Annotated in this window: 10 protein-coding genes; 6 read left to right on the top strand and 4 right to left on the bottom strand. The window is 61.2% G+C overall.

All coding sequences use genetic code 11. The annotated features are described in order from the left end of the window. Window positions 1-3: 3 nt before the first annotated feature. Window positions 4-726 carry a glycerophosphodiester phosphodiesterase family protein gene (locus AB4P90_RS08655; RefSeq protein ID WP_014717518.1) on the top strand — a complete coding sequence of 241 codons (723 nt, stop codon included), beginning with the start codon at window positions 4-6 and terminating at the stop codon, window positions 724-726. A gap of 42 nt (window positions 727-768) precedes the next feature. Here AB4P90_RS08655 and sthA read toward each other — a convergent pair whose 3' ends face one another. Next, window positions 769-2,163 (bottom strand): Si-specific NAD(P)(+) transhydrogenase, encoded by a 1,395-nt coding sequence (gene sthA, locus AB4P90_RS08650; protein WP_003189670.1) that lies wholly within the window; start codon window positions 2,161-2,163, stop codon window positions 769-771. A gap of 214 nt (window positions 2,164-2,377) precedes the next feature. On the opposite strand from sthA, the gene AB4P90_RS08645 reads away from it, so the two are divergent. Further along, window positions 2,378-2,911 carry a chalcone isomerase family protein gene (locus tag AB4P90_RS08645; RefSeq protein WP_201915468.1) on the top strand — a complete coding sequence of 178 codons (534 nt, stop codon included), beginning with the start codon at window positions 2,378-2,380 and terminating at the stop codon, window positions 2,909-2,911. A 171-nt stretch (window positions 2,912-3,082) separates the two neighbouring features. Here the strand turns inward: AB4P90_RS08645 and AB4P90_RS08640 are convergent, their stop codons facing one another. Continuing rightward, window positions 3,083-4,546 (bottom strand): glyceraldehyde-3-phosphate dehydrogenase, encoded by a 1,464-nt coding sequence (locus AB4P90_RS08640; protein ID WP_032873405.1) that lies wholly within the window; start codon window positions 4,544-4,546, stop codon window positions 3,083-3,085. Between the two features lie 340 nt (window positions 4,547-4,886). Here AB4P90_RS08640 and mfd point away from each other — a divergent pair, with 340 nt between their 5' ends. The 3 genes from mfd to AB4P90_RS08625 are packed head-to-tail and all read left to right on the top strand — an operon-like array spanning window position 4,887 to window position 11,613. Further along, the gene (gene mfd / locus AB4P90_RS08635) at window positions 4,887-8,336 is read left to right on the top strand and encodes a transcription-repair coupling factor (RefSeq protein WP_003189666.1); all 3,450 of its coding nucleotides are present in this window, start codon (window positions 4,887-4,889) and stop codon (window positions 8,334-8,336) included. Between the two features lie 10 nt (window positions 8,337-8,346). Next, window positions 8,347-8,913 carry a CsiV family protein gene (locus tag AB4P90_RS08630; RefSeq protein WP_395605806.1) on the top strand — a complete coding sequence of 189 codons (567 nt, stop codon included), beginning with the start codon at window positions 8,347-8,349 and terminating at the stop codon, window positions 8,911-8,913. 9 nt (window positions 8,914-8,922) lie between these two features. Beyond that, window positions 8,923-11,613: a DEAD/DEAH box helicase gene (locus tag AB4P90_RS08625; RefSeq protein WP_395605805.1), complete on the top strand. Its 2,691-nt coding sequence runs from the start codon at window positions 8,923-8,925 to the stop codon at window positions 11,611-11,613. Between the two features lie 101 nt (window positions 11,614-11,714). On the opposite strand, the gene nagZ is transcribed toward AB4P90_RS08625, so the two are convergent. Then, entirely contained in the window at window positions 11,715-12,725 is a 1,011-nt protein-coding gene (nagZ, locus tag AB4P90_RS08620) for a beta-N-acetylhexosaminidase (RefSeq protein WP_019818244.1), read from the bottom strand. Between the two features lie 135 nt (window positions 12,726-12,860). After that, a complete protein-coding gene (locus tag AB4P90_RS08615) occupies window positions 12,861-13,568 on the bottom strand; it encodes a TetR/AcrR family transcriptional regulator (RefSeq protein ID WP_014717512.1) in 708 nt (235 codons plus the stop codon). A gap of 263 nt (window positions 13,569-13,831) precedes the next feature. On the opposite strand from AB4P90_RS08615, the gene lexA reads away from it, so the two are divergent. Continuing rightward, window positions 13,832-14,440, top strand: a complete 609-nt coding sequence (gene lexA, locus AB4P90_RS08610; RefSeq protein WP_003172575.1) for a transcriptional repressor LexA — start codon at window positions 13,832-13,834, stop codon at window positions 14,438-14,440. The last annotated feature ends 5 nt before the right edge of the window (window positions 14,441-14,445 follow it).

Below are 14,445 nucleotides of genomic sequence, written 5' to 3'. Positions count from 1 at the left end.
ACTGTGACCCTGATTTACGGCCACCGCGGTGCCAAAGGCGAAGCACCGGAAAACACCCTGACCAGCTTTCAGGAATGCCTCAAGCACGGCGTACGCCGCTGCGAACTGGACTTGCACCTGTCCATGGACGGCGAGTTGATGGTCATCCACGACCCGACCCTCAAGCGCACCACCGACCGACGCGGCAAGGTCGTCGAGTACTCGGCGGCTGACCTGGTGAAGATGGACGCACGCAAAGGCGGCCCAGGCTGGGTAAGCCCCTGCCCGATTCCACGTCTGGAGGAGCTGTTCGAACAGTGCGACTTCGATCACTGGCAACTGGAAGTCAAAAGCGCCTCGCGTACCCGTGCCGCCACCACTGTGCTGGCGATTCGCGAAATGGCTGTGCGCTTTGGCTTGATGGACAAGGTCACGGTGACGTCAAGCTCGCGGGAAGTGCTCAAGGCCGCCGTGGAACTCACCCCGGACCTGTCACGCGGCCTGGTCGCTGAATACGCCTGGCTCGACCCGCTGAAAGTCGCGCAGAACTACGGCTGTGAGTATTTGGCATTGAACTGGACGCTGTGCACCCCCGAGCGGCTGGAAAAAGCCCAGCGCCAGGGCTTGCATGTGTCCGTGTGGACAGTCAACGAACCTGCGCTGATGCGCAGGCTCGCCGACTTCGGCGTAGATAGCCTGATTACAGACTTTCCCGGTTTGGCCACTGCCACCCTCGAGAATTACTGAAATCGGTCTCCCCGGCCGGCTCAGGCCACCGGCCGGAGCCGCTCAAAAAAGCCGGTTGAGACCGTCGTAGGCCGCTACCCGATAGGCTTCGGCCATGGTCGGGTAGTTAAAGGTGGTGTTGACGAAATACTTGAGGGTATTTTGCTCACCTGGCTGGTTCATGATCGCCTGGCCGATGTGCACGATCTCCGAGGCCTGGTAGCCGAAGCAATGCACGCCGAGTACTTCCAGGGTTTCGCGGTGGAACAGGATTTTCAGCATGCCTTGCGGCTCACCGGCAATCTGCGCACGCGCCATGCTCTTGAAGAACGCCTTGCCCACTTCGTAAGGCACCTTGGCCTTGGTCAGTTCGTGCTCATTCTTGCCGATCGAGCTGATCTCGGGAATCGTGTAGATCCCGGTCGGCACGTCGTTCACGTAGCGCCAGCTGCCGTTGTCGACAATGCTGCCAGCGGCCGAGCGGCCCTGGTCATGAGCGGCACTGGCCAGGCTTGGCCAGCCGATCACGTCACCGGCGCCGTAGATGTTCGGCACGCAGGTGCGGTAGTTCTCATCCACTTCGATCTGGCCACGGCTGTTGACCTTGACCCCGATGTTTTCCATGCCCAGCTTGTCGGTGTTGCCGGTACGGCCGTTGCACCACAGCAAGGCGTCGGCCTTGATCTTCTTGCCGGACTTGAGGTGCAGGATCACACCGTTGTCCAGGCCTTCGACCCGCTCGTACTCTTCGTTATGGCGCACGGTGATGTTGTTGTTGCTGAAGTGGTAGCTCAACGCCTGGGAGATTTCCGAGTCGAGGAAGCTGAGCAACTGGTCGCGGTTGTCCACCAGCTCGACCAGTACACCCAGGCCACTGAAGATCGAGGCGTATTCACAGCCGATCACGCCGGCGCCGTAGATGATCAGTTTGCGCGGGGTGTGGCCCAGGCTCAGGATGGTGTCGCTATCGTAGATACGCGGGTGGTGGAAATCGATGTCCGCCGGGCGATACGGGCGCGAACCGGTGGCGATGATGATGTGTTTGGCCACCAGCTTCTCGACCACGCCATTGGCGCAGACCACTTCGACGGTTTGCTCATCGGCAAAACTGCCGGTGCCGAAGAACAGGTCGACGCGGTTACGGGCGTAGTAGCCGGTACGCGAGGCGACTTGCTTGGAGATGACTTTTTCAGCGCTTTTCAGTACGTCCGGGAAGGAGAACCAGCGCGGCTCACCAATGGCCCGAAACATCGGATTGGTATTGAACTGCATGATCTGCCGTACCGAGTGACGCAATGCCTTGGACGGGATGGTACCCAGGTGGGTGCAGTTACCGCCGACCTGGCGACGGCTATCGACCATCGCCACCTTGCGCCCTGCTTTGGCAGCGTTCATCGCCGCACCTTCTCCAGCTGGGCCGGAACCCAGTACCACCACGTCGTAGTTGTAGACAGCCATGCGTACTCCTCAGAACAGGCCAGGCGTACGGTTGGACGCCGGGCTAAATCATGCCGCGGCCAGCGTGCATGAAGGACAATTTGGCTCAAGTGTGTGAACCGGGGCACAGTCTATAGAAGGCCGAGCGCCGCGAACATTAACCCTTGGTCGCGTCGTAGGCCAGTGTTGCCATACTACAGGACGCAAACCAGCGCCGAATTCAGGATGAGCCATTATGCGACAACTATTTTTCTGTTTGATGCTGATGGTGTCGCTCACGGCGTACGCCAACGATGCACAGCGGCTCAAGCAGGCAAGCTTCCCCGCAAAGGTTGCGGGGCTGGCCCTGAAAAACCAGGCGGTGTTCAACTATCTCTGGGCGGATGTGTATGCCGCGGCGCTGTATGCACCCGCTGACCTGCCGGCAAAGCAGGCTTGGGACCAGCAGAAGGCTGTGCGCCTGGCGCTGTATTACTTTCGCGACATTGATCGCGATGATGTGATCAAGGCGGCCACCGTCACCTTGGAGCGCCAGCAAGCCAATGCCGGGTTGAACCCAGAGATAGCCAGGCTGCACGCGCGCTTTCGGGATATTCGCAGCGGTGATCGCTATGCCCTGGATTTTCGTCCGGGGCGCGGGTTGAATCTGGAGATTAATGGCCAGGTGGTGTTCAGCAGTCCGGACGCTGAATTAGCGAAGGCCTACCTGGGTATCTGGCTCGGGCCCAAAGGGCTGTCGGGCAGTTTGCGCAACACGCTACTCAAGTGATGGCGGCGTTGACGGTTCCATCGTCATCGCAGGCAAGCCAGCTCCCACAGGTAAATGCAGTTCAACTATGGGAACTGGCTTGCCTGCGATAAGGCCTTCCCAGGCACCACAAAAACCACAGGCATAAAAAAGCCCCGAACCAGTCGGGGCTTTCTCATTCAGCGCACAGGCTTAGCGCGGAAACGCAGGCGGGTTGACCCCAGCCATGTCTTCCATCACGCGAACCACCTGGCAGCTGTAGCCGAACTCGTTGTCGTACCACACGTACAGCACAACACGGTTGTCCTGGGTGATGGTCGCTTCGGCGTCCACCACACCGGCGTGGCGCGAGCCAACGAAGTCGGTGGAGACCACTTCCTGAGAATTGACGAAGTCGATCTGCTTATGCAGGTCGGAGTGCAGCGCCATGTAGCGCAGGTACTCGTTCATCTCTTCACGGGTGGCGGCTTTCTCAAGGTTGAGGTTGAGAATGGCCATCGACACGTTCGGCGTCGGTACGCGGATCGCGTTACCGGTCAGCTTGCCGGCCAATTCAGGCAGGGCCTTGGCAGCAGCGGTGGCAGCACCGGTCTCGGTGATCACCATGTTCAACGCGGCGCTACGGCCACGGCGATCGCCCTTGTGGAAGTTGTCGATCAGGTTCTGGTCGTTGGTGTACGAGTGAACGGTTTCAACGTGGCCGTTAACGATGCCGAACTTGTCATTCACCGCCTTGAGCACCGGCACGATGGCGTTGGTGGTGCAGGACGCGGCGGACACGATCTTGTCGTCAGCGGTGATTTCAGCGTGGTTGATGCCGTGCACGATGTTCTTGAGCTTGCCTTTGCCAGGCGCGGTCAGCACAACGCGGTCAACACCCGGGCAAGCCAGGTGCTGGCCCAGGCCCTCGGCATCACGCCATACGCCGGTGTTGTCCACCAGCAGGGCGTTCTGGATGCCGTACTGGGTGTAATCCACCTCGGTAGGGTTCTTCGCGTAGATCACCTGGATCAGGTTACCGTTGGCGGTGATGGTGTTGTTTTCTTCGTCAATGGTGATGGTGCCGTTGAACGAGCCGTGTACCGAGTCGCGACGCAGCAGGCTGGCGCGCTTGGTCAGGTCGTTCTCGGCGCCTTTGCGCACCACGATGGCACGCAGGCGCAGGCCGTCGCCGCCACCGGTTTTCTCGATCAGGATGCGCGCCAGCAGGCGGCCGATACGGCCAAAGCCGTACAGCACCACGTCGGTGCCTTTACGGGCGGCAGCGTTTTGCTGGCCAACCACATCGGCCATTTCTTCACGCACGAACTGCTCGGCGGTGCGGCCAGCGCCTTCTTTGCGGAATTTGTAGGCCAACTTGCCCAGGTCTACCGAAGCCGCGCCGAGCTTGAGCTCGCTCATGGCTTTGAGCAGCGGGAATGTTTCGTGGACGGAGAGTTCGCTGTCGTCGGCGGAGCGATGGCGCGCAAAGCGGTGAGCTTTGAGAATCGCGATGACAGACTGGTTGATCAGGCTGCGGCCATAGATCGAGCTCACCACATTGTTATTGCGGTACAGCTGACCGATAAGCGGAATCATCGCTTCAGCGAGTGCTTCACGGTCGATCCATTCACCAAGACACTGGTCGGGCTTCTGAGTCACGGGAACCTTCCACATGTAGGGGCAGAAAAAAGGGGCTACATTATGTCGCCCGACTGAGCGTTGAGCAATGCGCGAAGGGCAACAAAAAGCCCTTGCAAAAAAATACCACCGCGCTACAGCCCAGGAAACACGCGGGTTCCAGAAGGCCACTAGTTTGGCGAACAGGCCGACTTGTCCGTAACCCTCCTAAACATTCGCGCATTTTGGCACTACATATTGAGTCAAAACCCGCCATTGTTTGTCTTAGCCACTACATTTCCTACAAACCGTAATAGGCACAGTCAGCAACTGACAGGCGGCACCTGGGGCCGTTACAATTACCGACTTTGTCGCAACGCTTGGAGCTCAACCTTCCGTGCCCGTTCTGCGTCTACCGCTACTCCCTGCCGCGGCAGGTAAACAGCACTGGGGCAACCTGCCCGGTGCCGCCCTGAGCCTGGCCATTGCCGAGGCTGCCAGCGCAGCCAAGCGCTTTACCCTGCTGCTCACCGCCGACAGCCAAAGTGCCGAACGGTTGGAGCAGGAGCTGAGCTTCTTCGCCCCGGATTTGCCGGTGCTGCATTTTCCCGACTGGGAAACCCTGCCCTACGACCTGTTCTCGCCGCACCAGGACATCATCTCCCAGCGCATCGCCAGCCTGTACCGCTTGCCGGAACTGGCCCACGGCGTGCTGGTGGTGCCGATCACCACCGCCCTGCACCGCCTGGCGCCGACCAAGTTCCTGCTCGGCAGCAGCCTGGTGCTGGACGTGGGCCAGAAGCTCGACGTCGAGCAGATGCGCACGCGCCTGGAAGCCAGCGGCTACCGCTGCGTCGACACGGTGTACGAGCACGGTGAGTTTGCGGTGCGCGGCGCCTTGATCGACCTGTTCCCGATGGGCAGCAAGCTGCCGTACCGCATCGACCTGTTCGATGACGAAATCGAGACGCTGCGCACCTTCGACCCGGAGAACCAGCGTTCTATCGACAAGGTCGACTCGATCAAGCTGCTGCCGGCGCGGGAGTTTCCGCTGCAAAAAGACGCGGTAACACGCTTCAAGGCGCGCTTTCGTGAGCGCTTCGATGTGGATTTCCGTCGCTGCCCGATCTTCCAGGACTTGAGCAGCGGGATTACACCTGCCGGTATCGAGTACTACCTGCCGTTGTTCTTCGACGAGACCTCCACCCTCTTCGACTACCTGCCCCAGGACACCCAGGTGTTCTCGCTGCCGGGTATCGAACAGGCGGCGGAAAACTTCTGGAACGATGTGCGCAACCGCTACGAAGAACGTCGCGTCGATCCATCCCGGCCTTTATTGCCGCCCGCTGAACTGTTCCTGCCAGTTGAAGACTGCTTCGCGCGCCTGAAAAACTGGCCGCGTGTAGTAGCCAGCCAGCAGGACGTGGACGCCGGCAGTGGCCGGGAGCGTTTCCCGGCGAGCGCGTTGCCCGATTTGGCGATCCAGGCCAAAGCCACGCAACCGCTGGAGGCGCTGTCGAACTTCCTCGGCGACTTCCCGGGCCGCGTGCTGTTTACCGCCGAATCCGCCGGGCGTCGCGAAGTGCTGCTAGAGCTGTTGGAACGCCTGAAGTTGCGGCCGAAAACCGTCGACAGCTGGCCTGACTTTGTCGCCAGCAAAGAGCGCCTGGCGATCACCATCGCGCCGCTGGACGAAGGGCTGCGGTTGGATGACCCGGCGCTGGCCTTGATCGCCGAAAGCCCGCTGTTCGGCCAGCGCGTGATGCAACGCCGTCGCCGGGAAAAACGCGCCGATGCCAACAACGACGCGGTGATCAAGAACCTCACCGAGCTGCGCGAAGGCGCGCCGGTGGTGCATATCGACCATGGCGTGGGCCGCTACCTGGGCCTGCAGACCCTGGAGATCGACAACCAGGCCGCCGAATTCCTCACCCTGGAATACGCCGAGGGCGCCAAGCTCTACGTGCCGGTGGCCAACCTGCACCTGATCGCCCGCTACACCGGCAGCGACGACGCCTTGGCGCCGTTGCATCGATTGGGCTCCGAGACCTGGCAGAAAGCCAAGCGCAAGGCCGCCGAACAGGTGCGCGACGTGGCCGCCGAACTGCTCGACATCTATGCCCGCCGTGCTGCCCGCGAAGGTTATGCCTTCGCTGACCCCAAAGCCGATTACGCCACCTTCAGCGCTGGCTTCGCGTTCGAAGAAACCCCGGACCAGCAAACCACCATCGAAGCGGTGCGCGCCGACATGCTCGCGCCCAAGCCGATGGACCGCCTGGTGTGCGGCGACGTGGGCTTCGGCAAGACCGAAGTGGCCATGCGTGCAGCCTTTATTGCGGTACACGGCGGTCGCCAGGTGGCGATCCTGGTGCCGACCACCCTGCTCGCCCAGCAGCACTACAACAGTTTCCGCGACCGCTTTGCCGACTGGCCCGTGACCGTGGAGGTGATGAGCCGCTTCAAGTCCGCCAAGGAAGTGAACGCCGCCGTTGCCGACCTGGCCGAGGGCAAGATCGACATCGTCATCGGTACTCACAAGCTGCTGTCGGACGATGTGAAGATCAAGAACCTGGGCCTGGTGATCATCGACGAAGAACACCGCTTTGGCGTGCGCCAGAAAGAACAGCTCAAGGCCCTGCGCAGTGAAGTCGACATCCTCACCCTCACCGCCACGCCAATTCCGCGCACGCTGAACATGGCGGTGTCGGGCATGCGCGACCTGTCGATCATCGCCACGCCACCGGCGCGTCGTTTGTCGGTGCGCACCTTTGTGATGGAGCAGAACAAGAGCACGGTCAAGGAAGCCCTGCTGCGCGAACTGCTGCGCGGCGGCCAGGTGTATTACCTGCACAACGACGTAAAGACCATCGAGAAATGCGCCGCCGACCTCGCCGAACTGGTACCTGAGGCCCGTATCGCTATCGGCCACGGGCAGATGCGCGAGCGCGAACTCGAACAGGTGATGAGCGACTTCTACCACAAGCGCTTCAACGTGCTGATCGCCTCGACCATCATCGAGACCGGCATCGACGTGCCGAGCGCCAACACCATCATCATCGAGCGTGCCGACAAGTTCGGCCTGGCGCAGCTGCACCAATTGCGCGGTCGCGTCGGGCGCAGTCACCACCAGGCCTATGCCTACCTGCTCACACCGCCGCGCCAGCAGATCACTTCCGATGCGGAAAAACGCCTGGAAGCGATCGCCAATACCCAGGACCTCGGGGCCGGCTTTGTATTGGCCACCAATGACCTGGAAATCCGGGGTGCCGGTGAATTGCTCGGCGACGGCCAGAGCGGGCAGATCCAGGCGGTGGGTTTCACGCTGTATATGGAGATGCTCGAACGCGCGGTAAAAGCCATCCGCAAAGGCGAACAACCGAACCTCGACCAACCCTTGGGCGGCGGCCCGGAGATCAACCTGCGCTTGCCGGCGTTGATTCCCGAAGACTACCTGCCGGATGTGCATGCACGGTTGATCCTGTACAAGCGCATTGCCTCGGCGGCCGACGAAGAAGGCCTCAAGGACTTGCAGGTAGAGATGATCGACCGTTTCGGCCTGCTGCCGGAACCGACCAAGAACCTGGTGCGCCTGACCCTGCTCAAGTTGCAGGCCGAGCAGTTGGGCATCAAGAAAGTCGACGCCGGGCCGCAAGGCGGGCGTATCGAATTCGAAGCGCAGACGCCGGTCGACCCGTTGGTGCTGATCAAGCTGATCCAGGGCCAGCCCAACCGCTACAAGTTCGAAGGGGCTACGCTGTTCAAGTTCATGGTGCCGATGGAACGCGCCGAAGAACGCTTCAACACTTTGGAGGCGCTGTTTGAACGCCTCATTCCGAAATCCGTTTAAGGACGCCCCCATGCGCGTGTTCCGCATTTTGAGCCTGTTGTTGGTGGTACTCGCACCTTCGGCCTTTGCCGACAGCCTGTATCAGGTGGAAATGATCCTGGTGCGCCAGAATGCAGAACCAGTGATCAACAGCCGCGCCGCCCCGGAAAACTGGGATGCGGGCGCGCCGCGCCTGGGTGAGCGGATGAACCCGCCGCGCCTGGGCAATATCGTCGACAAGCTGCGCGCCGACGCCAACTACACGGTGCTCGCCCACAAGGCCTGGGAGCAGAACCTGGGCGAGCAAGCGGTGAAGGTGGCGATCACCGACGGCCAGGAGCAGTTCGGCCAGTTCCCTATCGAAGGGGTGTTGAGCCTGCAACTGGGGCGCTTTACCGATATCGACGCGGATTTCTGGATCAACCAGTTCGACGGCAACGGCAGCGTGCTCGCCAGCGAACACTTGAGCCAGAAAGACGTGCGCACCAAGAACAACCAGCTCAACTACCTGGACGGCGGCCACCTGGCGCTGCTGATCAAGATCACCTCGCTGACCGCCAAGCCACCCAGCGCACCACCGCCCGACCTTCAGGACTGATTGCGCGCCATGCCCCTGACGTCGTCGTTGACCAAACCCCTGGCCCCTTCGTGGGCCAATCGCTTCAAAGAGCAAAGCCTCGAGCGCGGGCGACGCTACGCCCTGGAGAACCGCGTGCGCATCGTCGAGTGCGGCGACAGCACCATCACCGCCAGTTGCGAAGGCTCGGGCGGTAATGTTTACCGCCAAACCATCTCACTGCGCGAATCAGCCAAGGGCCTGCTGATCTTGGTGGACAGCCGCTGCACGTGCCCGGTGCACACCAACTGCAAACACATCGCGGCGGTGCTGCTCAAGGTCCAGGAAACCCTGGCCTACCCGGCAGCGGCTCAGGATGCGCAGCTGCTGGAGAAGCTCCAGGCGGTGCTCGAAAACCGCGTGGTCCTGCCGCAAGTGGTGATGGACGACGTGCAACCGGTGCCACGCCTGTGGCTGGCCAGCGTGGAGTTCAGCGCGTTCGAACCGCGCAACGGCAAGATGCAGCGCTATATCCAGCACCGTGCGGCGTTGTCGTTCAACTACCTGGGCAACTATGTCAGCGGGCAAAAAAATGCTGACATCATTGTGCGCCAAGAGACGCAGAGCCTGCGGATCAAGCGCCATCCCGAGCAAGAACAGGCCTATCGCGAACACCTGCGCCTGCTTGGCTTCAAGATCGCCACGCGCCAGAGCAAGGCCCTGCCGGAAAGCGCCGGCGAGCTCTTCGAAATGGTCAATGACAGTGCCTGGCTGAACTTCACCCTCAATGTGTCGCCCACTTTGCGTGCCGAGGGCTGGGAGCTGCAGATCGATGAAGACTTCGGCTTTGATCTCAGCCCCGTCGATGACTGGTATGCCACGATCGATGAAGGGCCGGAACGCGATTGGTTCGACCTGGAGCTGGGCATCATCGTCAACGGCGAACGTTTGAGCCTGCTGCCGATCCTGCTGAACCTGATGCGCTCCCACACCGAGATCCTCAACCCGGAGAAACTGGCGCGGCGCCGCGATGAAGAGCTGATCCTGGTGAACATCCCCGGCCTGCCCAACGGCCACGGCCCGCTGCAAGTGGCGCTGCCCTACGGCCGCTTGAAGCCGGTGCTGGCGACCCTCGGCGAGTTTTACCTGCAGGAAGCCGGCACCACCGCGCTGCGCCTGGCCAAGGCCGACGCCATACGCATCAACCCGCTGGAAGACCTGCCACTGCAATGGGAAGGCGGCGAGAAGATCCGCAACTTCGCCCAGCGCCTGCGCGATATCAAGGATTTCACCTGCGTGGCGCCCGAAGGCCTGAATGCGACCTTGCGCCCCTACCAGTTGGAAGGTCTGAGCTGGATGCAGTCGCTGCGCCAACTGGAGGTGGGTGGGATACTTGCGGATGACATGGGCCTGGGCAAAACCTTGCAGACCCTGGCGCACATCCTCACCGAAAAAAACGCAGGGCGCCTTGATCGGCCGTGCATGGTCGTGATGCCTACCAGCCTGATCCCGAACTGGCTGGATGAAGCCGCGCACTTCACCCCGCAGTTGAGAGTGCAGGCACTTTATGGCGCGGGGCGTAAGAAACATTTCGCCAACCTGAATGACTACGACCTGCTGCTGACCACCTACGCCCTGCTGCCCAAGGACATTGAACAGCTCGCCGCCCTGCCCTTGCACGTCTTGATCCTGGATGAAGCGCAGTACATCAAGAACCCGTCCAGCAAGGCGGCCCAGGCCGCACGCGAGCTGAATGCACGCCAGCGCCTGTGCCTGAGCGGCACGCCATTGGAAAACCACCTGGGTGAACTGTGGTCGCTGTTCCACTTCCTGTTGCCGGGTTGGCTGGGCGACGTGAAGAGCTTCAACCGTGATTACCGCGTGCCGATTGAAAAGCGTGCCAGCGAGGTGCGATTGCAGCACCTCAACGGTCGGATCAAACCCTTTCTGCTACGCCGCACCAAGGAACAAGTGGCAACCGAACTGCCACCCAAAACCGAAATCATCCACTGGGTCGACCTCAACGAGGCCCAGCGCGACGTGTACGAAACCATGCGCCTGGCCATGGATAAAAAGGTCCGCGACGAGATCACCCGCAAGGGCGTGGCTCGCAGCCAGATCATCATCCTCGAAGCCCTGCTCAAACTGCGCCAGGTGTGCTGCGACTTGCGCCTTGTCAACGACGCCACCCTGCCCGCCCGTGGCAGCAGCTCGGGCAAGCTCGACAGCCTGATGGACATGCTCGACGAGCTGTTTGCTGAAGGCCGCCGGATCCTGCTGTTCTCACAGTTCACCTCGATGCTGAGCCTGATCGAGGCCGAACTGAAAAAGCGCGGCATTGCCTACGCCCTGCTGACCGGCCAGACCCGGGATCGACGTACACCGGTGAAGGATTTCCAGAGCGGTAAGTTGCAGATCTTTTTAATCAGTCTGAAGGCTGGCGGCGTGGGCTTGAACCTGACCGAAGCCGACACGGTTATCCACTACGACCCCTGGTGGAACCCAGCCACGGAAAACCAGGCCACCGACCGTGCATACCGCATCGGGCAGGAAAAGCCGGTGTTCGTGTACAAGATGATTGCCCGGGGCACGGTAGAGGAGAAAATCCAGCACTTGCAGAAGGAGAAGTCCGATCTGGCTGCGGGCGTGCTGGATGGGCGAACCACGGGGGATTGGCAGTTGGGCAATGAGGAGATTGAAGCGTTGTTTGCGCCGTTGCCCAATAAGCAAGAAAAGCGCTGACTGTTCGGCCGCCTTCGCGAGCAAGCCCGCTCCCACACCTGACTGTATTCACAAATCAAAATGTGGGAGCTGGCTTGCCTGCGATGGCCGCGCTTCGGTTTTCAGTCGATCAACTGCGCATCACGCAACGCAGTAAGCGCTGTCAGCCAACGCGGGTCCTGCTTATAGTCCGTCGAGGCAACCGCCTGCCCACGCATACGCGCAATCCGCGCCGACGGCGTGACCTTCATCCGCTGTGCTGCACTGAGCGCCAGCTCGGCCGCCGCACGGTCATTGCACACCAAGCCCATGTCACAACCGGCGGTCAGCGCCGCTTCGATACGGCTGGCCGCATCGCCGACCACATGGGCGCCGGCCATGGACAGGTCATCGCTGAAGATTACCCCGTCAAACTGCAACTCACCGCGCAGGATGTCCTGCAACCAGCGGCGCGAAAAACCAGCAGGCTGGGCATCGACCTGCGGGTAGATGACGTGCGCCGGCATCACGGCGGCCAATTGCTTGCTCAGGCGTGCGAAAGGCACCAGGTCGTTGGCGCGAATCTGCTCCAGGCTGCGTTCATCATTGGGAATGGCGACGTGGGAATCGGCCTCGGCCCAACCATGGCCAGGGAAGTGCTTGCCGGTGGCGGCCATGCCGGCGCTGTTCATGCCACGGATAAAGGCACCCGCGAGCACGGCAGCGCGCTCGGGGTCGCCTTCGAAAGCACGGGTACCGACCACGGCGCTGCGTTGGTAGTCGAGGTCCAGCACGGGGGCAAAACTCAGGTCCAGGCCCACCGCCAGCACCTCGGTGGCCATGATCCAGCCGCACTGTTCGGCCAGGTATTCAGCGTTGGGGTTATCCGCCAGCGCACGCATGGCCGGCAGGCGCACGAAGCCTTGGCGCAGACGCTGCACGCGACCGCCCTCCTGGTCCACGGCCAACAGCAAGTCCGGGCGCACTGCACGAATCGCGGCGCTCAACTCGCGAACCTGGCGCGGGTGCTCGATATTGCGCGCAAAAATAATCAGGCCGCCCACTTCCGGTTGGCGCAACAGATGACGATCCTCGGCCGTGAGCCAGGTACCGGCGACGTCGACCATCAAAGAACCTTGCAGGGCAGCAGTCATAAACCTTCCTTAAATAACGCACACAACCCGTCGTCCTTGCCAGGCTCGGCAAGGACGACGGGTTGCGAAGAAATAGCTGAAATCGGCATGGCGGCTAGCTTAGCGGATGCAAGCGGCCGCGCCCACCCGCAGCGATCAAACCTTGGCGGCGACCGGTACGGTTTTGCTGCGTGGGCGCAACTGGGCGGCGGCCATGGCCGGGTCGCTGACGCCGGTTTCGGCGCGCATGCCAGCGGCAAGGAACGGCACCATCAGGCGCATGACTTGCTCGATGGACGTGTTCACACCGAAATCGGTCTCGGCAATTGCCCGCAGCGCCTTGATACCCGACATGCTGAAAGCTGCGGCACCGAGCATGAAATGCACACGCCAGAACAGCTCGATAGGTGGAATACGCGGGGCCGCTTCGTTGACCAACAGCATATAGCGGCGGAACACCTTGCCGTACATGTCTTCCAGGTAGCGGCGCAAGTGGCCCTGGCTCTGGCTGAACGCCAGGCCCAGCAGGCGCATGAAGATCGACAGGTCGTTGCCGCTGCGAGGCTGCACGACCAAGGCTTGCTCCACGAGGATTTCCAGCAGCTCTTCCAGGCTAGGCTTGTGATCGGCCTTGGCCTGGCGGCGCTCCAGCTCACGGTCGAGGCTTGTGCAGAACGGACCCAGAAAGCGTGAGAACACCGCCTGGATCAGGGCCTTTTTCGAGCCGAAATGATAGTTCACGGCGGCCAGGTTGACCCCAGCCTTGCTGGTGATCAGGCGCAATGAAGTTTCAGCAAATCCTTTTTCCGCGAACAATTGCTCGGCAGCATCGAGAATGCGTTCAACGGTTTCCGACTGGGCCATGGCTACTCCGCCTGACAAACACTTGTTTGAAACATACGTTTCAGAGTGTGTCTTGTCAAGCCTGCGGGTCCGCTTTGCGGCTGGTCAGTCATCTGATTCGTCGCTATTTAATCACATCCTTGCAGCTGTGTAGGCAGCGCCGCTTCTGCTCTGTAGGACGGTTGACGGATGACCGTCCAGCGGGGCCACTAAAAAGGATGATTGCCAAGCGCAGTTCACTGTATATAATCCCAGTCACTGTATAAAAAGACAGAGCGATCAACATGCTAAAACTGACGCCACGCCAAGCTGAGATTCTGGCTTTTATCAAGCGCTGCCTTGATGACAATGGTTACCCGCCTACCCGTGCGGAGATTGCCCTGGAACTGGGGTTCAAGTCCCCGAACGCCGCCGAGGAACACCTCAAGGCCCTCGCTCGCAAAGGTGCGATCGAGATGACCCCGGGTGCTTCGCGAGGTATTCGCATCCCTGGCTTCGAAGCCAAGGCCGACGAGTCGACATTGCCGATCATCGGTCGCGTCGCCGCAGGTGCGCCGATCCTGGCGCAGCAGCACGTCGAGGAATCCTGCAACATCAACCCGACCTTCTTCCACCCTCGCGCCGACTACCTGTTGCGTGTGCACGGCATGAGCATGAAGGACGTGGGTATCTTCGACGGCGACCTGCTGGCCGTGCATACCACCCGCGAAGCCCGCAATGGCCAGATCGTCGTGGCCCGTATCGGCGACGAGGTCACGGTCAAACGCTTCAAGCGCGAAGGCAGCAAGGTCTGGCTCCTGGCCGAAAACCCTGAGTTTGCCCCGATCGAAGTCAACCTGAAAGACCAGGACCTGGTGATCGAAGGCTTGAGTGTCGGCGTCATTCGCCGCTAAAGGAG

This window comes from Pseudomonas sp. B16120 (assembly GCF_044218845.1).
Taxonomy (GTDB): domain Bacteria; phylum Pseudomonadota; class Gammaproteobacteria; order Pseudomonadales; family Pseudomonadaceae; genus Aquipseudomonas; species Aquipseudomonas paracarnis.
The sequence above is the reverse complement of the archived record's forward strand: the minus strand, read 5'-3'. Positions and strand labels throughout refer to the sequence as shown.

Excerpts from the sequence above, each read along its gene's own strand:
- nagZ (WP_019818244.1), bottom strand. The coding sequence starts at position 12,725 with ATGACTGCTGCCCTGCAAGGTTCTTTGATGGTCGACGTCGCCGGTACC.
- AB4P90_RS08625 (WP_395605805.1), top strand. The coding sequence starts at position 8,923 with ATGCCCCTGACGTCGTCGTTGACCAAACCCCTGGCCCCTTCGTGGGCC.
- sthA (WP_003189670.1), bottom strand. The coding sequence starts at position 2,163 with ATGGCTGTCTACAACTACGACGTGGTGGTACTGGGTTCCGGCCCAGCT.
- AB4P90_RS08645 (WP_201915468.1), top strand. The coding sequence starts at position 2,378 with ATGCGACAACTATTTTTCTGTTTGATGCTGATGGTGTCGCTCACGGCG.
- AB4P90_RS08630 (WP_395605806.1), top strand. The coding sequence starts at position 8,347 with ATGCGCGTGTTCCGCATTTTGAGCCTGTTGTTGGTGGTACTCGCACCT.
- lexA (WP_003172575.1), top strand. The coding sequence starts at position 13,832 with ATGCTAAAACTGACGCCACGCCAAGCTGAGATTCTGGCTTTTATCAAG.
- AB4P90_RS08615 (WP_014717512.1), bottom strand. The coding sequence starts at position 13,568 with ATGGCCCAGTCGGAAACCGTTGAACGCATTCTCGATGCTGCCGAGCAA.
- AB4P90_RS08640 (WP_032873405.1), bottom strand. The coding sequence starts at position 4,546 with ATGTGGAAGGTTCCCGTGACTCAGAAGCCCGACCAGTGTCTTGGTGAA.